At 70.6% G+C, this 18,319-nt stretch carries 16 protein-coding genes and 1 pseudogene; 10 read left to right on the top strand and 7 right to left on the bottom strand.

The window, feature by feature from the left end; genetic code table 11:
- From ACFCY7_RS08050 to ACFCY7_RS08060, 3 genes and pseudogenes are all read right to left on the bottom strand, one after another.
- Positions 1-229: pseudogene (locus ACFCY7_RS08050) on the bottom strand (hypothetical protein); the annotation flags it as partial.
- 126 nt (positions 230-355) lie between these two features.
- On the bottom strand, positions 356-862 hold the full coding sequence (locus ACFCY7_RS08055) for an ATP-binding protein (protein WP_376482380.1): 507 nt from the start codon (positions 860-862) through the stop codon (positions 356-358).
- A gap of 190 nt (positions 863-1,052) precedes the next feature.
- The gene (locus ACFCY7_RS08060; protein ID WP_376482382.1) at positions 1,053-2,111 is read right to left on the bottom strand and encodes a substrate-binding domain-containing protein; all 1,059 of its coding nucleotides are present in this window, start codon (positions 2,109-2,111) and stop codon (positions 1,053-1,055) included.
- A 310-nt stretch (positions 2,112-2,421) separates the two neighbouring features.
- On the opposite strand from ACFCY7_RS08060, the gene ACFCY7_RS08065 reads away from it, so the two are divergent.
- The gene (locus ACFCY7_RS08065) at positions 2,422-3,462 is read left to right on the top strand and encodes a substrate-binding domain-containing protein (RefSeq protein ID WP_376482384.1); all 1,041 of its coding nucleotides are present in this window, start codon (positions 2,422-2,424) and stop codon (positions 3,460-3,462) included.
- Positions 3,463-3,528: 66 nt separating this feature from the next.
- Here ACFCY7_RS08065 and ACFCY7_RS08070 read toward each other — a convergent pair whose 3' ends face one another.
- Complete coding sequence (locus ACFCY7_RS08070) at positions 3,529-4,311, bottom strand: sugar phosphate isomerase/epimerase family protein (RefSeq protein WP_376482386.1); 783 nt, start codon at positions 4,309-4,311, stop codon at positions 3,529-3,531.
- Between the two features lie 8 nt (positions 4,312-4,319).
- A complete protein-coding gene (locus ACFCY7_RS08075; RefSeq protein ID WP_376482388.1) occupies positions 4,320-6,227 on the bottom strand; it encodes a DUF2264 domain-containing protein in 1,908 nt (635 codons plus the stop codon).
- A 341-nt stretch (positions 6,228-6,568) separates the two neighbouring features.
- Between ACFCY7_RS08075 and ACFCY7_RS08080 the strand changes: the two genes are divergently transcribed.
- The 8 genes from ACFCY7_RS08080 (at position 6,569) to ACFCY7_RS08115 (ending at position 15,121) form a co-directional block, all read left to right on the top strand.
- The gene (locus tag ACFCY7_RS08080; RefSeq protein ID WP_376482390.1) at positions 6,569-7,912 is read left to right on the top strand and encodes an ABC transporter substrate-binding protein; all 1,344 of its coding nucleotides are present in this window, start codon (positions 6,569-6,571) and stop codon (positions 7,910-7,912) included.
- On the top strand, positions 7,909-8,853 hold the full coding sequence (locus ACFCY7_RS08085) for a carbohydrate ABC transporter permease (protein WP_376482392.1): 945 nt from the start codon (positions 7,909-7,911) through the stop codon (positions 8,851-8,853). The genes ACFCY7_RS08080 and ACFCY7_RS08085 overlap by 4 nt, the downstream gene beginning before the upstream one ends.
- Positions 8,850-9,701 (top strand): carbohydrate ABC transporter permease, encoded by an 852-nt coding sequence (locus tag ACFCY7_RS08090; protein ID WP_376482394.1) that lies wholly within the window; start codon positions 8,850-8,852, stop codon positions 9,699-9,701. The genes ACFCY7_RS08085 and ACFCY7_RS08090 overlap by 4 nt, the downstream gene beginning before the upstream one ends.
- Before the next feature lie 101 nt (positions 9,702-9,802).
- The gene (locus ACFCY7_RS08095; protein ID WP_376482503.1) at positions 9,803-10,783 is read left to right on the top strand and encodes a hydroxyacid dehydrogenase; all 981 of its coding nucleotides are present in this window, start codon (positions 9,803-9,805) and stop codon (positions 10,781-10,783) included.
- A gap of 37 nt (positions 10,784-10,820) precedes the next feature.
- Entirely contained in the window at positions 10,821-11,972 is a 1,152-nt protein-coding gene (locus tag ACFCY7_RS08100) for a Gfo/Idh/MocA family protein (RefSeq protein WP_376482396.1), read from the top strand.
- A complete protein-coding gene (locus ACFCY7_RS08105) occupies positions 11,972-13,126 on the top strand; it encodes a dihydrodipicolinate synthase family protein (protein WP_376482398.1) in 1,155 nt (384 codons plus the stop codon). The genes ACFCY7_RS08100 and ACFCY7_RS08105 overlap by 1 nt, the downstream gene beginning before the upstream one ends.
- A gap of 88 nt (positions 13,127-13,214) precedes the next feature.
- On the top strand, positions 13,215-14,051 hold the full coding sequence (locus ACFCY7_RS08110; protein ID WP_376482399.1) for a sugar phosphate isomerase/epimerase family protein: 837 nt from the start codon (positions 13,215-13,217) through the stop codon (positions 14,049-14,051).
- Complete coding sequence (locus ACFCY7_RS08115) at positions 14,048-15,121, top strand: glycerate kinase (RefSeq protein ID WP_376482401.1); 1,074 nt, start codon at positions 14,048-14,050, stop codon at positions 15,119-15,121. Before ACFCY7_RS08110 ends, ACFCY7_RS08115 begins: the two co-directional genes overlap by 4 nt.
- Before the next feature lie 730 nt (positions 15,122-15,851).
- Here the strand turns inward: ACFCY7_RS08115 and ACFCY7_RS08120 are convergent.
- Positions 15,852-15,974: a hypothetical protein gene (locus ACFCY7_RS08120; RefSeq protein ID WP_376482402.1), complete on the bottom strand. Its 123-nt coding sequence runs from the start codon at positions 15,972-15,974 to the stop codon at positions 15,852-15,854.
- Positions 15,975-16,108: 134 nt separating this feature from the next.
- On the opposite strand from ACFCY7_RS08120, the gene ACFCY7_RS08125 reads away from it, so the two are divergent.
- Entirely contained in the window at positions 16,109-16,471 is a 363-nt protein-coding gene (locus tag ACFCY7_RS08125) for a tyrosine-type recombinase/integrase (protein ID WP_376482404.1), read from the top strand.
- A gap of 180 nt (positions 16,472-16,651) precedes the next feature.
- Here the strand turns inward: ACFCY7_RS08125 and ACFCY7_RS08130 are convergent, their stop codons facing one another.
- Positions 16,652-18,292, bottom strand: coding sequence for a carbamoyltransferase (locus ACFCY7_RS08130; RefSeq protein ID WP_376482406.1), 1,641 nt, complete (start codon positions 18,290-18,292; stop codon positions 16,652-16,654).
- Positions 18,293-18,319 lie beyond the last annotated feature (27 nt).

Raw genomic sequence — 18,319 nt, forward strand, 5'->3', positions numbered from 1 at the left:
CACCGGGCTGGAAGACGTGCGCGTTGGCTGCGGCGAGGGTCTTCCAGGGGGCGGACTGGCTGCCGTCACCGTCCGAGGCGGCCGAGCAGTCCAGGTACCAGGCCCGACCGGACGCCACCTCGGCAGCGCCGACGGTGGCGGCTCCGGCCGAGGGAAGCACCGGCACGACCAGCGCGGTCGCAGCCGCCGCCACGGTCGCGGCACGTCTGAAGACGGGGGACACGAACATCAGGGAACTCCCGAGGTAGGGGAGGGAAGGGGGAGGGGCCCGAAGCCCGCCCGCACACTAAGACGACCACCTGATCACGTCAATGCATATTGATCTAAATTGCAGCAATTCGATCGAACGATCAATCTAGATTGATGCGGCGAGGCCCTGTTCGGCCGCTCGCCGCCCGGGCACGGCCGCGGTCGGCAGGTCGATTTCGGCGACCACCTCACTACCAGTCGCGGTACGGACGACCGTGAGCCTGGCGGCGACGGCGTCGACCAGGACGAGCCCCCGCCCGAAGCAGTCGTCGTCCTCGCGGGTGGCGCAGGAGGAGTTCTCGCCCCACCGGCCACCGTCCCTGACCTTGACGAACAGCACGCCGGCCTCGACGCTCAGGAGCAGGGCGATGTACGGGCTTCCGCTGTGCAGGACCACATTGCCCGCCAGCTCGCTGACGACAAGCTGCAGCGCTTCCTCCGTGTCCGCCGACAGGAGCCAGCGCCTTGCCTCACGGCGGGCGATGCGCCTGAGATGCGAGACCGACGCAGGCTGCGAGGGAACGACGGCGGCACTGACGCGGCGCGGTCGACGGTGGGCGCCCTCCGGGATTTCTACCGGAGTCGAGGCCACTGGGGGACGGAGGGTGATCATGATGACTCCTTCAGGGAGCCGAAGGGCCGCGCACGAGTCGTCGAGGAGACCGGAGCCCGGTATGCCACCGAGGGCGCGTTGTGCTTCCACCATAAGGCGATCATTTGATCGAAAACAAGAATTCAGATCAAATGATCTGAATTCTGGAGAATGATACAGCTGAGGGGTGATCGGCTTCCTTACCGGGTGTTCAGCCCGCCGCCGCGCCACACGACTCGCGGACCGTCAGCTCAGGCAGCAGCTGCACGTGCTGGACCGGTACGGAAGCGGCGGCGCTGCTCGCCATCCTCCGCAGGAGCAGCCCGACCGCCTCGGCCCCCACGGCCTTCTTCGGCGGGGCGACCGCGGTAAGCGGCGGGGCGCCCAGGGCGGCGAACACGTCGTCGTAGCTGACGACGGACAGGTCCTCGGGCACCCGCAGGCCTCTTGCGCGCAGCAGCGGAAGCAGCTGGATGGCGTCCTGGTCGTTGTGGACGAGGGCCGCCCGGACGCCTCGTGCGCATGCCTCGGCGAGCCGATCCGCGACCGTCTTCGCGTCCGTCTTCGGGGAGATGCTGTCGATGACAGGCTCCGCCGACAGGCCCAGCAGTTCGCAGCCTTCGATGTAACCGTCGCGGACCTGGTGCGCCGTCCAGGTGTCGCGGCGGGCGACCAGCGTGATGCGCTCCCACCCGAGGGCGGAGAGGTGGCGCAGAGCCACGAGGACACCGTGGTGGTGGTCGGAAGAGGCCGAGTCGAGTTCCGCGGCCGGACTGCCCAGGGCGGGCCGGCGCTCGACCAGGACTGCGGGAACTGGGAGCTCCTTGACCCACTCCTGTTCGCCCGGCCTGTCGGAGGGCAGCCAGTTGGGGGCGAGGAGCAGCCCTTCGACGCCCGACTTGAGAAGTTGCTCGACCTGGGCCTGGTCGACACTGGCCTCGTATGAGGAGATACCGAGGACGAGGTGGGTGCCCGCGCGGCCGGCGGCGTCCCGTGCGCCCGCGATGACCTCGTCGAAGTACTGTCCGACCGAGGGGACGAGCAGCCCCAGGGCCGGTCCGTCCGCCGCTTGGTCGTCTCGTCCGGTCGTCACGGACACCGAACCGTGGGACCTGCGGACCATGCCGGATTCGGCGAGGGCCGCGACATCGCGTCGCACGGTGACGGCGGGGAGGCCGAGCCTCTCCGCGAGCTCCACGACGCGGACCGAGCCGAGCTTCTGCACTTCCGCGAGGATCTTGGCACGGCGCTCGTCGGCCGAGATCGACATGACACTCTCCTGCCCCGTAGTCCGCCGGAGCAGAGGCAACTCCCCGGGTGGTCAGAAATCTACCATTCGACCTGCATCTGATCTATCGACCGATGGACATCCACCGCGGTCAGTAGGGATGCGGCAGATGCTCTCTCGAGCCTCTGTCTTGAGCGGGCAGAGGCCTGCATGCCACATCGAGCCCGCGAATCAGTTGATCGAGAATCGATCGAATGATACTATTCGATCGTTTGATAGGCAGGTAACTGCGGGGACGGACCGGTGGAGGATCAGAATGGGTATTTCGGGGGAAGAGCGCCGCAGGCTCATCGTGACGGCCATCGGTGAAATCGGTGGTCAGGTTCGTCTGACGGACCTCGCCGACAGACTGGGCATCCCCGCGGTCACGGTCCGTCGGGACGTGTCGGCGCTGGCCGACGCGGGGCGGCTGACCCGGTCGCACGGTTTCGTCTCGCTGGATCGCCCGGGTTCTGATCGCGTCCCGGGCCTGGGCGGTTCGGCGGACGGTCGAACCGTCGGGCTGCTGGTGCCGTCCGTGGGCTCCTACTTCGACGACGTCATCGCCGGTGTGCGATCGGCCGCCACCGCCGCGGGGGCTCGGCTGGTGCTCGGCATCGCACCATACGGGATGGGCGACGACCAGGTTCAGGTGGAGCGGCTACTGGAGTCGGGCGCCGAGGGCCTCTTGTTGGCCCCCGGTCTGCTGCCGGGCCTGGCGGCGGAGGACTGCGCTTGGCTCGACGCGCTGCCGGTGCCCGCCGTTCTGGTAGAGCGCCGCTCCCCCACTCCGGACGGTCCCGGCGCGCGGCTGGACGCCGTCGGCTCGGACCATCGCGACGGCGTGCTGCGCGCGCTGCGGCACTTCGCCGGGCTCGGCCACCACAGCGTCCTGCTGGCCGCCCGCAGCGATTCGTGGACAGCCGAGGAGGTACGCGCCGGCTATGCGGAGGGCATGCGACTGCTGGGCATGGAACCGCTGCCCGTGCTCGACGCACTCGGCAACGAAGGGGCGCCGTCCAGCCCCGGGCGGCTCGCCCGGCAGATCGCCGACGCCGCCGCGGAGGGCACCCGGGCGGTGCTCGTCCACAACGACCAGGACGCCATACAGCTGCCGCCCCTCTTGCGTTCACTCGGACTCACGGTTCCCGGCGACGTGGCTCTGATCGCCTACGACGACGTGTTCGCGGCCTTGGCCGCTCCGCCGCTGACGGCCGTCGCCCCGCCGAAGCGGGCGGTCGGCGAGGCCGCGTTCGACCTGCTGCTGCGACGGCTCGCCGCCGCCGCGGAGCTGCCGGCCCACCGCATTTCCCTGCTGCCCTCGCTGCGCGTGCGAACCTCCTGCGGCGGCTGATGGCCTCGACACACCGCCCGCCCGGTCACGCATGGCCGGGCGGGCAGTCGTGACCGAGGTCCGGCGTCACGCGGAGCGGAGGCGGGTCAGGTAGTCGGCGCCCGCGCGTAGCCGCGGTGTCAGCGGGGCGGCCCGGGGGTGCCAGGGGGCCTCATACTCCCAGGCGACCCAGCTCTGGCGGGGCAGGAGCCGGAGGCATTCGGCAATCGGCAGGACGCCGTCGCCGAGAGCGAGCGGGGTGAGATCGGTGGCCGAGGCGACGTCCTTGACCTGCACATAGCCCAGGTGCGGAGCGAGGGAACGGCACGCCCCGGTCGGTGTCTCGTCCGCCAGCCAGGTGTGCAGAAGGTCCCAGACGGCTCCGACCGCCGGGCGGCCGACCTGGTCGAGCATCCCGGCCAGGGCGGTGGCCGACCGGTGCGAGTCGTGGGTCTCGACGAGCACCCGCACGCCGAGCAGCGTCGCCTGACCGGCCACCTCGCGCAGTCGGTAGACGGCCCTGGCGTCGGCCGCACCGATGGCGCCGGGACCGCCGTGCGGGAAGACCCGCAGGTGGCGGCAGCCGAGATCGGCGGCGAGCCGAAGGTGTGCGAGCAGGTCCTCCACGACGGGCCCGTCCGGTCCCGGTGCCGCGACGCCGATGTACGAGGCCAGGGTGAGCGGCACGATGCCGGCGCGGGCGAACGTGCGGGCCGCGTGCTGGCGCTGGCCAGGATCGAGCTGGAGGCGGATGGGCTGGTCGGAGGCGCAGCGGAGTTCCAGTCCGTGCCAGCCGTGGTCGGCGGCGAGGCCGACCAGCTGGTCGAGGGGGGTGCCGGGAAGGCCGAGGGTGGCGAGGGCTAGGGGCATGTCGGTACTCAGTTCCAGCGGGTGACGGAGACGGTGCCGGTACCGATGTGGATCTCCCAGACGGTGCCGTCGGTCCAGCGGACCCCCAGGCGACAGGGATCGCCGGGCAGGGCGGTGAGATCCAGTGCGCTGAGCGGGGGCAGTCCGGCGGTGCCGGTGAGCCTGGCCGCGCAGGCCAGCAGGGCCGGTCCGGCGGGGAGTGTGCCGGTGAGGACGGGCAGGGCCGCTTCGGCGCCGTAGACGGTGCCGCCGGGGACGGGCACCGTGTCGGCAGCGGTGAAGCCGTGCAGGTTTCGGAGTTCGCTGGTGAGTCGTCCGTCGGCGCGGGCCACGGCGGCGGGCCCGGACTCGACACGGGCGCCGGCGACGGCCCAGCCGCCGTGGCGGACGCCGGTGCCCGGCGCGGCGCCGGTGACCAGGTGGGCGCGGATCTCGTCGGGGCCGTGGGCCAGCGTGAGCGAGGTCACGGTGACGCCCGGCAGTTCTTGGCCGTCGGCGCGGGGCCGCCAGGTCGATGCGGCCCAGCCGGGACCGGCGCCGAGCGGGTCGATCCTGCCGCGTTCGGTGGATTCGCCGTCCACCAGAAGCGCCAGGTGGTTGTCCGCGGCGCCCTCGTGGGTGGGGCCAGTGACGGTGGAGTGGGCCAGGCGCGCGTAGTACGGGTTGTCGGGCTGCACGTGGTCGGTCGGCTGGTCGTCGCTGCCGTGGTTGTGGAGGCGTACCAATCCGTCGGCGGCGGTCGACTGCACAAGCCAGCCCGGCTGCGGCAGGGCGAGCACGGTGTCGCGGATCTCCGCGGGGGCGGGCTCCTCCGGTGCTGTCCAGACCGGGTGGTCGGGGGGGAGCAGCAGGCCGAGGAAGGCACTGCCTGCCCAGTATGGGGAGGCAGGGCCGGAGTAAGGCTGGATGAGCCGGGGCTCGGGGCCGTGCCAGCCGAGAGTGAGCAGACCGTGCTCGTCGACGGCACCGCGGTCGAGGAAGTAGCGCAGCGCGCCGGAGGCGAGGCGTCGCGTGGTGCCTGGCGCGAGCGGGGTGTGTCCGGTGAGGGCACCGGCCCACAGGGGTGCGGCGGCGGCAAAGCGGTACGTGAGGGAGCGGCCCTGGTGGATGGGGGCGCCGTCGGCTCCGAAGGTGTGCGCGTAGCCGGCGAGGTGGGTGGCGAGCCGGCTGCCGTACTCGTCGAGCATGGCCTGGTCTTGGGCGAGGTGTGCGTGCAGGACCGGGTAGAGGTGCAAGGCCCAGCCGTTGTAGTGGTCGAAGGCGCGGGGGCGTCCGTCGGTGTACCAGCCGTGGCCGAGGTACCACTGGTCGATCTTCTCCAGGCCGCGGCGGACGGCGGCTCGGGCGTCCTTCTCCTCGATGCCGACCTCGGCGAGGAATCCGCCGACGGAGAGCGGGAAGAGCCACCAGTTGTTGTCGTTGGGGGCGTGGTGCAGGGCGCCGGCGAGCCACCGGCCGACCCGTTCACGGACTGCGTTGTCGAGACGGTCCCAGAGCCAGGGTCGTGTGAGGCGCAGCGCGAAGGCGATGGAGGCGGCCTCGACCATGGCCTGACCGCGGTCGGTGATCAGCGGCCATGACTCGAGGTCGCCGTCGGCCAGGTCACGCTCCGACGTGGGGGTGCGGGTGCCCGCGTCGAGCCCGTCCGCGTACAGCTCCAGCAGGCCGTGAGGGTCCGCGCCGCCCGCACCGGCGATGCGCAGGGCGGCGGGGAGAAAGGTCCGGGCGTAGCCCTCCAGTCCGTCGGATCGGCGGCCCGACCAGCTCGGCCGGGTGCCGGGCAGATCGATGAGCGCGCGGGCGGGGCTCGCGTAGGGGCGGACGGCGGTGAGCAGGTCGTCGGCTGCCGCCTCCCAGTGCGTCCTGGTCCAGCCGGTGCACGGGCTGAGGTGTCGGTCCTCCGGGGGCAGTGGCATGGGGTGTGTCCTTTGTCGGTGGGTCCGTGGGCGGGTGGCGGCCCTGGGCGGAATCTAGAAACCGACTGATCATTCGTCAAGCCGATCAGATCAAATGAACTGCTTGATCAGATCGTAATGTCCCGGAAACGCTGCGGCAAGTGTGGCAATAGTGCCAGTTCAGAGCCACACTCGAGAGAGGAGCACGACTAGCAGCCATTCGATCATATCGATCATTTGATCCAGAAGTCTTGACTCTGATCAGCTGTCTGCTCAGGATGGCTGCCAGTCGCCCCCCGTTCACGATCCCGAAACAGGGCCGACCCCTCCCAACCCCCGTGCCCTCCCTTAGGAGCCGTGCCATGCGCTCACTCGTGTTCTCCCGCCGCAGAGCTCTCCGCGCCAGTGCCGCCGTCACCGTCGCCGCCCTGTGCGGGACCTTGCTCGCCGCCTGCGGCGGCGACAGCGACAACGCCTCCGCCGACGATGGCAAGCCGGTCACTCTCACGTTCTGGGGCTGGGCCAAGGGCACCCAAGAGGTCGTCGCCGCTTTCAACGCGGACCACCCGGACATCCAGATCAAGTTCGAGGAGATCCCCTCCGGCAACAATGGCGGCTACGCCAAGATCTCCAACGCGGTCAAGGCCGGCAACGCCCCGGACATCTTCAACGTCGAGTACCCGCAGCTGCCCGACTTCGTCAGCCAGGGCGCCGTCCAGGACATCAGCGGACTCGTCGACGACGGCCTCAAGGCGAAGTACCTGCCGCAGGCCAACGAGCTGACCTCGCTCGGCGGCAAGACCTGGGCCCTGCCCCTGGACGTCGCGCCCCAGGCGTTCTACTACCGCAAGGACCTCTTCCAGAAGGCCGGCATCACGGTGCCCAAGACCTGGGACGAGTTCCGCACGGCCGCCGAGAAGCTCAAGGCCGCCCAGCCCAAGACCCGTATCGCCACGTTCTTCCCGGACGACCCCACCACCTTCGAGGCGATGGCCTGGCAGAACGGCGCCCGCTGGTTCGCCGCCGAGAACGACGCCTGGAAGGTGAACCTCACCGGCCCGGAGACCAACAAGGTCTCCGACTACTGGCAGAAGCTGATCAACGACGACCTCGTCCAGGTCCACCCCTCCTTCAGCCAGCAGTGGACCGCGTCCCTCCAGAAGGGCGAGACCGCCGGCTACCTGGGCGCCTCGTGGGGCGCCGGTGTCCTCAAGGCCAACCTCGGCACGAGCCCCGGGATGGATGGCAACTGGGCTGTCGCGCCCATGCCCACCTGGGACGGAGCACCCGCGAGCGGGATGCTCGGCGGCACCACCTTCGCCGTCTCCAAGGACAGCAAGAAGGCCAAGGCAGCCGTCGAGTTCGCCACCTGGGCCACCACCACCCCCGAAGGCATCAAGGCCCGCATCGCCACCGGCACCTCGTCCTCGTACCCCGCCGCCACCGCGCTCATCCCGGTCGCCAAGGAAGCGTTCAACACCGACTTCTACGGCGGCCAGGACATCTACAGCGTGTACACGGACGCCGCCAAGTCCATCAAGCCCGGCTGGACCTGGGGCCCGGCCATGGGCGTCACCAACGGCTCGCTCAAGGACTCCTTCGGCAAGGTCGCAGGCAAGACCGGCACCATCGGCGAAGCCCTGACGACCGCCCAGCAGGACACGCTGGACGAGTTCAAGAACCGCGGGCTGAAGGTCGCGCAGTGACGACCCGCCACACCCGCACCAAAGCCGCCCGCGCCGTCGCCCCCCGGCGGCGCGGGCGGTACGGGGCGCCTGCCGTCCTGCTCGCCCCGTTCCTGCTCCTGTTCACGGCCTGCACCCTCGTGCCGATCGGCTACGCCGTCTACCTCAGCCTGTTCACCGAGCAGCGCGGCGGGCTCGGCTTCGGCGGCACCGAGACCGTCTTCACCGGCCTGGGCAACTACACCCGGGCCCTTGAGGACGAGGCATTCCGCGACGGGTTCCTGACCATCGCGCAGTACTGCCTGCTGTACATCCCCGTGATGGTCGGCCTCGCCCTCGCACTGGCCCTGATCCTGGACTCCGCACTGGCCCGTGCCAAGCGGTTCTTCCAGCTCGCCCTGTTCATCCCCCACGCCGTGCCCGGCATCATCGCCGCACTGATCTGGATGTACCTGTACACCCCCGGCATCAGCCCGATCCTCGACGCGCTGGAAGCCCTCGGCACCCAGCCCGACCCGCTCGGCCACCCGCTTCCCGCCGTGGTCAACATGGCGCTGTGGCAGTGGACCGGCTACAACGTGGTCATCTTCTACGCGGCCCTCCAGGCCATCCCGCGCGAGGTACTGGAAGCAGCCGTCGTCGACGGCGCCGGCCCGCTGCGCACCGCGCTGAGCATCAAGATCCCACTCATCCGCGCTTCGCTCGCCCTGGTCGGACTGTTCACCGTCATCGGCTCGCTCCAGCTCTTCACCGAACCGATGATCCTTCACGGCACCGCCCCCGGGGTCACCTCCACCTGGACCCCCAACATGTACGCCTACACCGCCGCCTTCGAACGCGGCGACTACGGCCTCGCCGCCGCGGCCTCGGTGCTCCTCGCCATCGCCGCCGCAGTGCTGTCCTTCGTCGTCACCCGGATCACCCGGTCCCGGTCCGAACGCCGGAAGGAGGCCGCCGCATGAGCAGCCCCCGCCGTCACTGGAGCCTGTCCAAGACCGCCGTCAACGGCGCGCTCGTCCTGGCCACCGCCTACACCCTGCTGCCGCTCGGCTGGCTGCTCACCGCCGCGGCCAAGAACACCGCCGACCTGCTCGGCGGGAACGCCCTGACCCTGGAGAACATCAACCTCGGCAAGAACCTGGGCGACCTGGCCTCCACCGGTGGCGGCATCTACTTCCGCTGGTTCGCCAACTCCCTGCTCTACGCCGGTCTTGGCGCGCTCCTGTGCGCTCTGATCTGCGTCGCCGCCGGGTACGTGTTCCACGTCTACTCCTTCCCCGGTAAGGAGAAGGTGTTCGGCCTGGTCCTGGTCGGTGTCATGGTGCCGACCACCGCGCTCGCCCTGCCGATGTACCTGCTCGCCTCCAAGGTGGGCATCGTCAACACCTACTGGGCCGTGCTCCTCCCCTCCCTGGTCTTCCCCTTCGGGGTCTACCTCTCCCGCGTCTTCTGTGCCGGCTACATCCCCGGCGAAGTGCTGGAGGCCGCACGCATGGACGGAGCGGGAGAGCTGCGCATCTTCTGGTCGATCGGCCTGCGCATGGTCATGCCGGGATTCGTCACTGTGCTGCTGTTCCAGTTCACCGCGATCTGGAACAACTTCTTCCTGCCCTTGGTGATGCTCTCCGACAACAAGCTGTTCCCGGTCAGCCTGGGACTGTTCACATGGAACGTCCAGACCAAGGCCTTTCCCGAGTACTACCCGCTGGTCGTCACCGGCGCGCTACTCGCCGTCGTCCCGCTCGTCCTTGCCTTCATCCTCCTCCAACGGCACTGGAAGGCCGGTCTCACCGCGGGGAGCGTCAAATGAGCCCCGATCCCCGCGCCGTCACCCAGGAGACGAACTCCATGCCCGACCCGCTGCCGCCCACCGACGGCAGGGCGGCGCGCCGTCCCCGCGCCGTCCTCGCCATGCACCCGGAGCTCGCAGGACGACTGATCGACGAGCACACCATGGCCCGGCTCACCGCACTGGCCGATCTCGACCCGGACCTGGTCCTCGACGACTTCACCACCCCCGAGGCCGTGGCCGCGCTGGCCGACGCGGAAGTGGTCCTCTCCGGCTGGGGCTGTCCGCCGATCGACGAAAGCGTGCTGGCCGCCGCACCCAAGCTGCGGGCCGTCATCCACGCCGCGGGATCGGTCAAGCACCACATCACCGACGCCTGCTGGAAGCGGGGCATCGAGGTCGCCTCCGCGGCCTGGGCCAACGCCCTTCCGGTCGCCGAGTACACCGTCGCCGTCGCTCTCCTCGCGAACAAGCAGCTACTGCGCATCCGCGAGGACTACCGCGACCGCCGGGCCCCGTACGACTGGCAGCGCGCCTACGCCGACGCGGGCAACTACCGGCGCACCGTGGGCATCATCGGCGCCTCCCGCATCGGCCGCCGCGTCCTGGAGCTGCTGCGCCCGCACGACCTCGACCTGCTGCTGCACGACCCGTACGTCACCCCGGCCGAGGCAGCCCGTCTGGGTGCCCGGGCCGTCGGTCTCGACGAACTGTGCACCGCCGCCGACGTGGTGAGCGTGCACGCTCCCGAGCTGCCGGACACCCGACACCTGATCGACGGCCGCCGACTCGCCCTGATGCGGGACGGCAGCACTCTGATCAACACCTCCCGCGGTTCCCTCATCGACCAGGACGCCCTGATCGGCGAACTCGTCTCCGGGCGGCTCAACGCTGTCATCGACGTCACGGTCCCCGAGGTGCTCCCCGCCGACTCCCCGCTCTACGACCTGCCGAACGTCGTGCTCACGCCGCACGTCGCCGGCTCGCTCGGGCGTGAACTCCACCGGATGGCCGCCGCCGCCGCAGACGAACTCGCCCTGTGGGCCGACGGCCGGCCCTTCGCCCACCCCGTCCTCGCGGACGACGTCCACCGCACCGCCTGAACCACACCGCACCACCCCTCACGAATCGGAGAATCCCATGTCCCGCAGGGTGATCGGCGTCGTCATGAACGGCGTCACCGGCCGGATGGGCTACCGCCAGCACCTCGTCCGCTCGATCCTCGCCATCCGCCAGCAGGGCGGCATCCCGCTCGGCGACGGAGAGATCCTCTGGCCCGAACCGATCCTGGTCGGCCGCAGCGCACACAAGCTGAAGGACCTCGCCGACCGTCACGGCCTCACACACTGGACCACGTCCCTGGACGAGGCGCTCGCGCACCCGCTCGCGGAGATCTACTTCGACGCCCAGGTCACCACCGCGCGCGAGGCCGCCCTGCGCAAGGCCATCGCCGCCGGAAAGCACGTCTACACCGAGAAGCCCACCGCGGAGTCCCTCGACTCCGCCCTGGAACTGGCCGCCCTCGCCCGCACCGCCGGAGTACGCAACGGCGCCGTACAGGACAAGCTCTTCCTCCCCGGCCTGCTCAAGCTCAAGCGCCTGGTGGACGGTGGCTTCTTCGGCCGGATCCTCTCCGTGCGCGGCGAGTTCGGCTACTGGGTCTTCGAAGGCGACTGGCAGGACGCCCAGCGACCCTCCTGGAACTACCGCGCCCAGGACGGCGGCGGCATGATCCTCGACATGTTCCCGCACTGGCGCTACGTGCTGGACAACGTCATCGCGCCCGTCCGCTCCGTCTACGCGCACACCGCCACCCACATCCCCCGCCGCGTCGACGAGCAGGGCCGCCCCTACGAGGCCACCGCCGACGACGCCGCCTACGGCATCTTCGAGCTGGAGGGCGGCATCACCGCCCAGATCAACTCCTCCTGGGCCGTCCGCGTCGACCGCGACGAGCTGGTCGAGTTCCAAGTCGACGGCACCGAGGGTTCCGCCGTGGCGGGCCTGCGCAACTGCCGCTTCCAGCACCGCTCAGCGACCCCCAAGCCGGTCTGGAACCCCGATCTGCCCGTCACCGAGTCCTTCCGCGACCAGTGGCAGCAGGTGCCGGACAACGGCGAGTTCGACAACGGATTCAAGATCCAGTGGGAGCTGTTCCTCCGCCACGTCGCCCTGGACGAGCCGTACCACTGGGACCTCCTGGAGGGCGCCAAGGGCGTCCAACTGGCCGAGCTCGGCCTGCGCTCCGCCCGAGAGGGCCGTCGCCTCGACATACCCGCCCTGGAGATCTGATGCCCGTCACCATCGACCTGCCCGGCATCGGACGCCACCGCATGTCCGAACCCATCGGGCTACCTCCCACCCCGGCCCCCTCCGTGTCCCGCGTCGCCTACGCCGCCGCCCACGTCGCCGCCGACCCGCTCGGTGACAACGCGCCCGGTGCCCCCGCCGCCGTCGACTGGGACACCACCCTCGCCTTCCGCCGCCACCTGTGGTCCCTCGGCCTCGGCGTCGCCGACGCCATGGACACCGCCCAGCGCGGCATGGGCCTGGACTGGACAGCCACCCGCGAACTGATCAGACGCTCCGGAGCCGAGGCCCGCGCCGCCGGCGGACTGCTCGCCTGCGGCGTCGGCACCGACCAGCTCACCCCCGGACCCGCCCACTCGCTCGCCGCGATCACCGCCGCGTACGAGGAGCAGCTCGCCGTCGTGGAGGAGGCCGGCGCCCAGCCGATCCTGATGGCCAGCAGGGCACTGGCCGCCACCGCCCGCAGCGCCGACGATTACCTCCGGGTATACGGCCACCTGATCGGCCAGTCCGGGCGCCCGGTGATCCTGCACTGGCTGGGCGAGATGTTCGACCCGGCGCTGGCGGGCTACTGGGGCTCCGGTGACCTCGACACGGCCACCGCCACCGTCCTGGCACTCATCAAGGAGCACGCGGGCCGGATCGACGGCATCAAGGTCTCGCTCCTGGACGCCGACCGGGAGATCGCCCTGCGCCGCTCCCTCCCCGACGGCGTACGGCTCTACACCGGAGACGACTTCAACTACCCGGCCCTGATCCGTGGCGACGAGCACGGCCACAGCGACGCTCTCCTGGGCGTGTTCGACCCCATCGCACCGGTCGCCGCAGCGGCGCTGCGCGCCTTGGACCAGGGCGACCTCGAACGGTACGACGCACTGCTCACGCCCACGCTCCCGCTGGCCCGGCACCTGTTCGCCGCACCGACGTACCAGTACAAGACCGGCGTCGTGTTCCTCGCCTGGATGGCCGGCCACCAGGACCACTTCACCATGATCGGCGGCGCGCACAGCGGTCGTTCCCTCCCCCACCTCGTCGAGCTGTTCCGGCTCGCCGACGCCGCCGGGATCCTGCCGTCCCCCGATCTCGCGGCCGATCGCATGCGGCGCCTGATCGCCGTGGCCGCCCCCGTCGGCTGACCCGGCCGGACGTTCTCCCCCGTGGCCGCCCGTACTCGCTGGACGGGCGGCCACACGTCTCTTCCCCGTACCCGAAAGGAGCCCGGCCGTGACCGGACTCGACCGCCTCTCCCTCAACCAGATCACCACCAAGCGGTGGAGCCTGCCCGAGGCCGTCCGCGGCTGCGTGGACGCCGGGATCCCGGCGATCGGCCTGTGGCGTGACAAGGTCGCCGAGACCGGACTCGCCCGCGCCGCCACGCTCTGCCGGGACGCCGGGCTGGCCGTCAGCAGCCTCTGCCGGGGCGGCTTCCTCACCGCCACCGGACCCGACGAGCGACGCGCCGCCCTCGTCGACAACTTCCAGGCGATCGAGGAAGCAGCCGAACTCGGCACGGACACCCTGGTGATGGTCGTCGGCGGGCTGCCGGAAGGAAGCCGCGACCTCGCCGGAGCGCGTGCCGCCGTCGCGGACATGATCGCCGAGCTCGCGCCGCACGCCGGCGACTTCGGTGTGCGGCTGGCACTCGAGCCGCTGCACCCCATGTTCTGCGCCGACCGGGCCGTCGTCTCCACCCTGGGACAGGCCCTCGACCTCGCCGAACCCCATCCGGCGACACAGGTCGGCGTCGTCGTCGACAGCTACCACGTCTGGTGGGACCCCCAGCTCGACGAGCAGATCACCCGCGCCGGGCAGTCGGGGCGGATCGCCTCCTACCAGGTCTGCGACTGGACCCTCCCGCTGCCCGCGGACGCCCTGCTCGGCCGGGGACACGTCGGCGACGGCCACATCGACTTCCGCACCCTCACCCGCCAGGTGAACGCCGCGGGCTACACCGGCTGGATCGAGGTCGAGATCTTCAACGAGCGGATCTGGGACACCCCCGGCGACCTGACCCTGCGGACCCTGGCCGAACGTCACCTCGCTTACGTGGCCGACGCGTGAGAGTCGTCATCGCACCCGACTCCTTCAAGGGCAGCATCACCGCGACCGCCGCGGCCGAGGCACTGGCCGCCGGTTGGCAATCGGTACGTACGAACGACGAACTGCTGACTCTGCCGATGGCCGACGGAGGCGAAGGCACACTCGACGCGGTCATCGCCGCACGTCCGGGCGCCACCGTTCACGACGTACCGCGATGCACGGGCCCGGACGGAACACCGGTCACCGGCCGTTTCGCCCTGCTCCCGGACGGCACCGCCCTGGTCGAACTCGCCATCGCCAGCGGTCTCCCGCTCATGAACGGCCGACTGGCACCGCTCACCGCGACCACCCGCGGCACGGGCGAGGTCATCGCCGCCGCCCTCGACGCCGGCGCGACCGCTCTGACGGTCGCACTCGGCGGCTCCGCCTCCACCGACGGCGGCACCGGACTGCTCTCCGCGCTCGGCCTCCACGTCCTGGACGGCTCCGGTGCTCCCCTGCCCGACGGCGGCGGCGCGCTCAGCTCAGCCGTACGCCTCCGGGACCAGCTGCGCCCCGCGCCCGCCGGAGGCGTGCGACTCCTGACCGATGTCACCAACCCGCTCCTCGGCGTGAGCGGCGCCGCGGCGGTGTACGGTCCGCAGAAAGGTGCCGGACAAGCCGAGATCGAGTTGCTGGAACGCGGCCTGGGCCGCTTCGCCGAACTCCTCGGTGGTGACCCCAGCCTGCCGGGCACCGGCGCGGCCGGTGGTACCGCGTACGGGCTTGCCGCCGCCTGGGGAGCTCACATCGTGCCCGGGGCAGCCGCACTCGCGGACCTCCTCCACCTGGACACCCACTGCACCGGCGCCGACCTCGTGGTCACCGGCGAAGGCCGATTCGACTCGACCAGCCTCCTCGGCAAGACGGTCGGCGAAGTGATCAGCCGGGCGGAACGAGCCGGCGCACCGGTGCGGGTCGTGGCGGGCGACTCCACCGACGAGCAGGCCTTGACCCTCGTCGGGCTGGCCGGGAGCGCCGCCGACGCCCAGGCGCGCGCCGGGCACTGGCTGTACGAGGCCGGTGCCGTGCTGGCCCGCGACTCGTGCTGACCCGGTCCGGCCCCTGGTAGTCCCCCTCGCTGGTCCTCCAGGGGCCGGAGTCTGTTGGTGCCGCGTCCGTGGTGAGGACACGGCGAGCCTGGCCGACCGCTGGAGGGCGGCCGGCTAGGCGTTCAGGTGACCCCCTGGGTCAGGTGAGGGTGCAGGTGGGCACCGGCAAGTGCGCGACCACCGGCGTGAGGCCGGCGCACATCACAGCTCATCTCATCTCTCCTCCAGGAGAGCGGGGTGGTGGGGGAACACCGCGCAATCTACGGGCTCCTGGCGGGAAACGAACCACCGGAATACCGTCGGTGTCGGCAAACCGGCAGACCTGGAGACGTGGTGGGAACGCTGAAGGCAGTGGGTGTCGACGAGGAGGGGGAGCGCCTGTGCCGGCTCCTGCTATCCGGTCCGAGCCGGACGCCGGCCGAACTGGCGGAGGCACTGGGCGTCTCGCCGGACCCGTTGTGGGCCGTCGGCTGCACGAACCAGGTGATCGCCCGCAAGACCGGTCGCAACCAGCGCCCCATCGAACGCCACATGAACCGCTTCATGGCCGCCCTCGGCGCACGCACCCGTCTCCAGGCCGGCCTGAAGGGCTGGCCGGAGACCGGGAGGACCTCGCGTAGCCCCAAGAGAGCCCGGTACGGCCGTGGGCCGTACCGGGCCAGCCGGGAGGGGACGGATCCTCCCGGGGGTCGTGCGGGGTGGGTCAGCCGATGGCGCAGGTCATGTACCACTAGAGCTTGGTGCAGGTGACCGTGGCGGAGGCGGAGCCCGTGGCTCCCTTGGCCTCGGTGACCGTGAGGGTGGTCTGGTAGGTGCCGGAGGCGCAGATGTCGCTGTTTTGGCTGGTCAGCATGGGTTCCGCTGCTGTACCGCCCTCCGACGAAGAATCTGCTCCCGGTCCTGCGCCGGCCGCCGTCGCCGGAACGGCGGATCTGGAGAGCGGAGGAGGCCGCCCGCTTCACCCACTGCCACCAAGCCGACCCCAAGATGGCCGACCTCTTCGAGGTCCTCATCGGTACTGGAATGCGCAGGGGCGAAGTCCTCGGCCTGCACTGGAACGACATCCACCTCGACCAGGGCGTCCTCTACGTGCGCTGCACGCTCTCCTCCGTCGACAACAACCGTCTGGTCATCCCCCCTCCTGCCAGATCTGCCGCCCGGATGCCGAGCTCGGCATCCGGGACTGACCGGGAGCATCCCGTTGGAAGCCTGACACTGGCCACTGGACGAAGAGCTCCGCCGCGGGCCCACGTCGAGACCCCGGCTCGCCGAGAGCGATCGAGGAATGGCTCGGCGTGGACGGCGGTCGGCATCGTCGAGAACTTGGCCGCCGCCCAGGCTGTGCTGTAACCGCCGTCGCCATGGGACCGGCCCTCGGCGGGCGAGAACCGAGGTCGGCGCCGGAGGACGACCTCGGCAGAAGAGCGGGAACGGTAATCCGACTCGTGCCCCTCGTCCTCGGTGACAGGGCCTCGTCCAGTGCCCGACGGAAAGCGCCGGCCGGGTACGCGTCCGAGCCCCTGCCCCTGCTCAGTCCGCCGACAGCTCGCGGCGCTGGAGGACGAACGGGCCGAGGGCCAGTAGGTCCATGGGGGTGGTCGCGAAGCAGGCGACGGCGTCGCGGGGGTGGTCCGCGATGGGCATCTCGGCCACGTTGAAGCTGGTGTTGATGACGACGGGGACGCCCGTCTCCCGTTCGAACTCCTTCAGCATGCGGGCCACGAGGGGTTCGTCGTCTTCGCCGATGGTCTGGATGCGGGCGCTTCCGTCGACGTGCAGGGCCGCCGGGATGCGCTCGGCCCAGCCGGGCTTGATCTGATGGGTGAAGAGCATGTACGGGCTCGGCAGCGGTCCGTCGAAGATCTCCGCGGCGCGTTCGAGCAGGACCATGGGCGCCACGGGGCGGAACTGCTCCCTGCCCTTAATGTCGTTGAGGCGTTCGAGGTTCCCGCGGTAGCGGGGGTTGGCCAGCAGGCTGCGGTGCCCCAGCGCGCGGGGGCCGAACTCGCTGCGGCCCTGGAACCAGCCGACGACCTTGTTGTCCGCGAGCGCGCGGGCCACGACGGTCGCCACGTCCGGCGGGCGGGAGTAGACGATCCGGTTGGACTGGAGCCATGCCTCCGTCTCCTCGTCGCTCCAGCCGCGCCCCAGGGCGGCCGTGGTCATGTGCTTGACGGGGTCGCCCGCCGCCTGCGCGGTGTAGAGCGCGCCTCCGAGCGCCGTACCGGCGTCGCCTGCCGCCGGCTGCACCCAGACCCGTTCGAACGACCCTTCCCTCGCGATGCGCGAGTTGGCCACGCAGTTGAGGGCGACGCCGCCGGCCATGGCGAGATCCCGCTCTCCGGACTCCCGCCGGAGCCACCGGGCGAGGTCGATGAGGACCTCTTCAAGGCGACGCTGGACGGTGGCGGCCAGGTCCGCGTGGTGGGATTCCATCTCCTCGCCGCGGAGCCGACGCGGCATCAGCTCGTGCAGGTCGAGCGGCTCGACGACGAAGGTGCCGTCCTTGTTCGCCCGCACGCGTTCGCGGAAGCGCCGCAGGTAGGCGGGCTCGCCATAGGCCGCGAGCGCCATGACCTTGTACTCGTCCGCGCAGCGGCGGAAGCCGAGGTGCTCGGTGACGTCCTCGTACAGCAGTCCGAGCGAGTGCGGCAGATGCTGGCTCGCCAGGACGGTGAGGGTGCCGTGCTCGGCGCGGCCCGCGAGGTGCGTGGCGAGCTCGCCGCGGCCGTCGAGGACGAGGACGGCGCAACTTTCGTACGGCGCGGCCAGATAGGCGGAGGCGGCGTGCGCGAAGTGGTGGGGGACGAAGGTGACCTTGGCCGGATCGAGGTCCGGGAACATCCGGTGGAGGAACTCCGGGGCCATCTGCGCGTACGTCTTGTGGACCTGCTCCCAGAACCCCCGCGGTTCGTCCGTTTCCTGGTCGGGGACGAGGGACGGCTCGTAGGAGTAGACCACGGCGTCGAGATCGCTCATCTGGAGTCCGGATTCGGCCAGACAACTCGCAACGGCCAATTCCGGAAGTTCCCACCGGTTAAACGGCACCGGTGTCTTTCGAGCCTTTTTCCGCGAAAGACGTTCCTCCTCCTGGGCGATGACGATCTCACCGTCGACGACCAGTGCCGCAGCCGGGTCATGGAAGATGGCATTGATCCCGAGAATTTTCACGTGCTCCCCTCCGTGCCTCCTGTGCGC

Source organism: Streptomyces sp. NPDC056361 (genome assembly GCF_042262805.1).
In the GTDB taxonomy this organism is placed as follows: domain Bacteria; phylum Actinomycetota; class Actinomycetes; order Streptomycetales; family Streptomycetaceae; genus Streptomyces.

What these genes read in the sequence shown, in the direction of transcription:
- ACFCY7_RS08060 (WP_376482382.1), bottom strand. Translation starts at nt 2,111, where the DNA reads ATGTCGATCTCGGCCGACGAGCGCCGTGCCAAGATCCTCGCGGAAGTG.
- ACFCY7_RS08125 (WP_376482404.1), top strand. Translation starts at nt 16,109, where the DNA reads ATGGCCGACCTCTTCGAGGTCCTCATCGGTACTGGAATGCGCAGGGGC.
- ACFCY7_RS08120 (WP_376482402.1), bottom strand. Translation starts at nt 15,974, where the DNA reads ATGCTGACCAGCCAAAACAGCGACATCTGCGCCTCCGGCACCTACCAG.
- ACFCY7_RS08070 (WP_376482386.1), bottom strand. Translation starts at nt 4,311, where the DNA reads ATGCCCCTAGCCCTCGCCACCCTCGGCCTTCCCGGCACCCCCCTCGAC.
- ACFCY7_RS08080 (WP_376482390.1), top strand. Translation starts at nt 6,569, where the DNA reads ATGCGCTCACTCGTGTTCTCCCGCCGCAGAGCTCTCCGCGCCAGTGCC.
- ACFCY7_RS08055 (WP_376482380.1), bottom strand. Translation starts at nt 862, where the DNA reads ATGATCACCCTCCGTCCCCCAGTGGCCTCGACTCCGGTAGAAATCCCG.
- ACFCY7_RS08095 (WP_376482503.1), top strand. Translation starts at nt 9,803, where the DNA reads ATGCACCCGGAGCTCGCAGGACGACTGATCGACGAGCACACCATGGCC.
- ACFCY7_RS08105 (WP_376482398.1), top strand. Translation starts at nt 11,972, where the DNA reads ATGCCCGTCACCATCGACCTGCCCGGCATCGGACGCCACCGCATGTCC.
- ACFCY7_RS08075 (WP_376482388.1), bottom strand. Translation starts at nt 6,227, where the DNA reads ATGCCACTGCCCCCGGAGGACCGACACCTCAGCCCGTGCACCGGCTGG.
- ACFCY7_RS08090 (WP_376482394.1), top strand. Translation starts at nt 8,850, where the DNA reads ATGAGCAGCCCCCGCCGTCACTGGAGCCTGTCCAAGACCGCCGTCAAC.
- ACFCY7_RS08100 (WP_376482396.1), top strand. Translation starts at nt 10,821, where the DNA reads ATGTCCCGCAGGGTGATCGGCGTCGTCATGAACGGCGTCACCGGCCGG.